Consider the following 4230-nt stretch of genomic DNA (forward strand, 5'->3'; position numbering starts at 1 on the left):
CCTTACACCACTTTGGGCAGGGTCGCGCAAGTCGAAGAGTTCCGGAAAATGAAGGCCTAGAGATGGAGCCACTTCAACAATCCGAGCCCGATCGCACCATTTATGATGAGAAAGATCGCGACGATCAGGTTGAGGAGGCGCGGCATGATCAGGATGAGCACGCCCGCAAGCAGCGACAGGATCGGCGAAATGTGGGCGACGGTGATGTGCATGAACTGTTTTTCCAGGCTTGGGTAGAGCAAAGGCGAATCGCGGGCGGATCATAGCGGACCCGGTTCCGCGGGTAGAGACGCGTGAGGGCGCGCGCGGGTTCCGCGCTTCGCGAAAACTGCCCGAAATTGCCGCGAATGTGGCTGCGCTTTTCCCGGAACATTGCCAAGTCGCATGCATTGGCAACCGGTCGCGCCACTGGCGCCGGCTGAAATCACTTCGAAGGAGTTGCCCATGCGGAACAGGATTCTCGCCCTCACAGCGCTTGGCGTTGCGCTCGGGACGCCGATCGCAGCGTCTGCGCAATCCAGCGTCACGGTTGGGCGCGCGCCCGTCGTGGTCGATGGCGGCCCGTCCATCGCGGTCGAACAGCGGCCGGCGTTTCGTCAATATGTCGTCCAGGAGCGCGTTCCAGCCTTCACTGTCCCGGATCGCGTCGTGGTCGGTGCCACCTTACCCGAAGCCGGCATCACTTATTATGACGTGCCGCAACGTTTCGGCGCGACGACCTATCGCTACACCGTCGTGAACGGCGAGACCGTGCTGGTCGAGCCGCGCTCGCGGCGCATTGTCGAGGTGCTCGACTAAATCAGTTCAACTCGATGTCCGGCGCGCCGATTCAGGCTTGGCGCGCATCGCGTAGTAGCGGACATCAGGCCCTGCCCGGTCTTCCCCCACCGGGTGGGGCTTTTTTCTCTCGTGTCCCGGGCAAGCGAAGCGCGACCCGGGACCCAGAAGCTACGAGCACGCGGCGGCATGGGCCCCGGCTCAGCAGCGCATCACGCCGCGAAGAGGCGGCGCGCTGCGCTGCGTCCGGGGCACGAGATCAATCCTGGATCTTGGAAAAATCCGCCACCGCGCGCGTGGCGCTGCGGATTTCGTTGAGCAGCTTGAGGCGGTTTTCGCGCACCTTTGGATCATCATCGTTGACGCGGACCTTGTCGAAGAACGCATCGACCGGCGGACGCAGTTTTGCCATCGCGCTCATGGCGGCAGCAAAATCTTCCTTGGCGACGGCGGCGCTGGCTTCTGCCTGCACTTCGCCAATCGCCTTCGCCAGCGCCTTCTCCTCGCCGAGGCTATAGAGCGCAGCATCGGGTGCGCCGTCGAACGTGCGCTTGTCTTTTTTCTCCTCGATGCCGAGGATGTTGCTGGCGCGCTTGATGCCGGCGAGCAAATTCTTGCCGTCGTCAGACTCGAGGAATTTGCCGAGCGCCTCGACGCGGCGGACAATCATCAGCAGGTCGTCCTGGCCACCGAGCGCGAACACGGCGTCGACGAGATCGTGACGCGCGCCCTGCTCGCGGAGCTGGACCTTGAGGCGGTCGGCGAAGAAGGCAAGCAGATCACTCGGAAGTTTTGCGCCATCAACTGCGATCGCCTTGCTTGGAAATCCGGACATTGCCGACCAAGCGTTCTTCAAGATCGAAAACCGCAGCGCGTTCTCGGTGATCAACCTGATCACACCCAGCGCCGCGCGACGCAGCGCATACGGGTCCTTCGATCCCGTCGGCTTCTCGTCGATCGCCCAGAAGCCGACGAGCGTATCGATCTTGTCGGCAAGCGCCACCGCAACGCTGACCGGATCGGTCGGCACGCGATCTGCGGGGCCCTGCGGCTTGTAGTGCTCCTCGCAAGCAGCTGCGACAGAGGCATCCTCGCCCTGCGCCAGCGCGTAATACTTGCCCATCAGGCCCTGCACCTCAGGGAATTCGCCGACGACTTCGGTCAGCAAATCCGCCTTCGCCAGATGCGCGGCGCGGGTCGTCTTGGCGACGTCGGCGCCGACCAGCGGCGCGATCTCGGCGGCCAAGCGTTCGATGCGCTTGATGCGCTCGGCCTGTGTGCCGAGCTTCTCGTGGAACACGATCTGCTCGAACTTCGGCAGCCGGTCTTCCAGCTTGGTCTTCAGATCGGTCTCGTAGAAGAACTTCGCATCCGACAGCCGTGGGCGGATGACGCGTTCGTTGCCGGCGACGATGGTCTTGCCGCCGTCGGGCGCCTCGATATTGGCGGTGAGGACGAACTTGTTGGTCAGCTTGCCCGTCTTGGCATCCCTGACGACGAAGCACTTCTGGTTGTTGCGGATGGTGGCGCGGATCACCTCTTCGGGGATCGCGAGATATTCCTTCTCGAACGATCCCATCATGACGACCGGCCATTCGACGAGGCCTGAGACCTCATCCAGCAGCACCTGATCCTCGACCAGCTCGAGGCCTTGCGCGAACGCCAGCTCCTTGGCGTCGGCGAGGATGATGTCCTTGCGCGCCTGCGGATCGAGAATGACTTTGGCGGCCTTCAGCTTGGCCTCGTAATCCTCGAAGCGGCGCACCTGGATCGCGGCCGGCGCCATGAAGCGATGGCCATAGGTGGTCTGGCCGGTCTCGATGCCATCCACCGAGAATGTCACGACATCGGGCTCTTCGGTTTCAAGTCCGAAGGTTGCGGTGATCGCATGCAGCGGACGCACCCAGCTCAGCGATCCCGGTTTTCCCGAGCGCGCGCCCCAGCGCATCGATTTCGGCCAGGGGAAGGTGCGGATGATCACCGGCAGAATCTCGGCCAGCACGTCGATCGCCGGGCGCCCGGGCTTCTCGATCAGCGCGATGTAGAAGTCGCCCTTCGGGTCGCGCTGGATCTTGGCTTCGTCGAGCGATGCCAGACCTGTCGCTTTCAGAAAGCCCTGCACGGCCGCCTCTGGCGCGCCCATTTTCGGTCCGCGCCGTTCGGTCTTCAGGTCGGGCTGACGCGCAGGGATTCCGTGCACGGTGAGCGCGAGGCGGCGCGGCGTCGCGAACGCCTTTGCGCCTTCGTAGACGAGGCCTTCGGCGACGAGCTTGTCGGTGACCATGCGGCGCAGATCGTCGGCCGCCTTGGCCTGCATGCGCGCGGGGATTTCTTCCGAGAACAGTTCCAGCAACAATTCGGGCATCAGGCCGCTCCGCCCGCTTCAGTATGTATCCACGCCTCGCCGCAGGCCTTTGCCAGCTCGCGCACGCGAAGAATGTAGCTCTGCCGCTCGGTCACGGAGATCACGCCGCGGGCATCGAGCAGGTTGAAGACGTGGCTCGCCTTGATGCACTGGTCATAGGCGGGCAGCGCCATCAGATGCGCCTCGCGCTTGCCGTCCTTCCAGCCCGCATCGAGATATTTTCTGCAGGCCGCTTCAGCCATCTTGAACTGCTCGAACAACATCGCGGTGTCGGCAACTTCGAAGTTGTGCTTCGAGTACTCCCGCTCGGCCTGGAGGAAGACGTCGCCATAGGTGACCTTGGCGTCGCCGTCGCGGCCGTTGAAATTGAGGTCGTAGACGCGGTCGACGCCCTGCACATACATCGCGAGGCGCTCGAGCCCGTAGGTGAGCTCGCCCGCGACCGGCGCGCATTCGAAGCCGGCGACCTGCTGGAAATAGGTGAACTGGCTGACTTCCATGCCGTCGCACCAGCACTCCCATCCCAAGCCCCAGGCGCCCAGCGTCGGGCTCTCCCAGTCGTCCTCGACGAAGCGGATGTCGTGCACGGCGGAATCGATGCCGATGGCGGCGAGCGACTTCAGGTACAGCTCCTGAAGGTTCGGCGGCGACGGCTTCATGATCACCTGGAACTGGTAATAGTGCTGCATCCGGTTCGGGTTCTCGCCGTAGCGGCCGTCCTTGGGCCGGCGCGAGGGCTGCACATAGGCCGCGTTCCAGGGTTTTGGCCCGAGCGCGCGAAGGGTGGTCGCCGGATGGAAAGTACCCGCGCCCATCTCCATGTCGTAGGGCTGCAGGATCACGCAGCCCTGCTCGGCCCAGAACCGCTGGAGCGCGAGGATGAAGCCCTGGAACGAGCGTTCCGGGCGCATATGGGCGGGCAATGAGGCGTCCATCGTCAGATCGGGCTCTCGCGGGGGGTTTTGAATCGCGCGGGACCGTATCGACGGCGGGGTTGGGAATCAAGGCAAAGGGGCAAATGGCGTCATTCCGGGGCGCCCGAAGGGCGAACCCGGAATCTCGAGATTCTCAGGTGCGCAATTGCGCAC

At 63.7% G+C, this 4230-nt stretch carries 4 protein-coding genes; 1 reads left to right on the forward strand and 3 read right to left on the reverse strand.

All coding sequences use genetic code 11. The annotated features are described in order from the left end of the window. Window positions 1-56: 56 nt before the first annotated feature. Window positions 57-212 carry a DUF3096 domain-containing protein gene (locus tag ACXJL8_RS35420; protein ID WP_007594951.1) on the reverse strand — a complete coding sequence of 52 codons (156 nt, stop codon included), beginning with the start codon at window positions 210-212 and terminating at the stop codon, window positions 57-59. A 232-nt stretch (window positions 213-444) separates the two neighbouring features. Here ACXJL8_RS35420 and ACXJL8_RS35425 point away from each other — a divergent pair, with 232 nt between their 5' ends. Next, window positions 445-798, forward strand: coding sequence for a DUF1236 domain-containing protein (locus ACXJL8_RS35425; protein WP_456622986.1), 354 nt, complete (start codon window positions 445-447; stop codon window positions 796-798). A 238-nt stretch (window positions 799-1036) separates the two neighbouring features. On the opposite strand, the gene glyS is transcribed toward ACXJL8_RS35425, so the two are convergent. After that, entirely contained in the window at window positions 1037-3142 is a 2106-nt protein-coding gene (glyS, locus tag ACXJL8_RS35430; protein ID WP_456622987.1) for a glycine--tRNA ligase subunit beta, read from the reverse strand. After that, window positions 3142-4077 carry a glycine--tRNA ligase subunit alpha gene (locus tag ACXJL8_RS35435; protein WP_135179137.1) on the reverse strand — a complete coding sequence of 312 codons (936 nt, stop codon included), beginning with the start codon at window positions 4075-4077 and terminating at the stop codon, window positions 3142-3144. The genes glyS and ACXJL8_RS35435 overlap by 1 nt, the downstream gene beginning before the upstream one ends. Window positions 4078-4230: the final 153 nt, after the last annotated feature.

This window comes from Bradyrhizobium sp. P5_C11_2 (assembly GCF_054049755.1).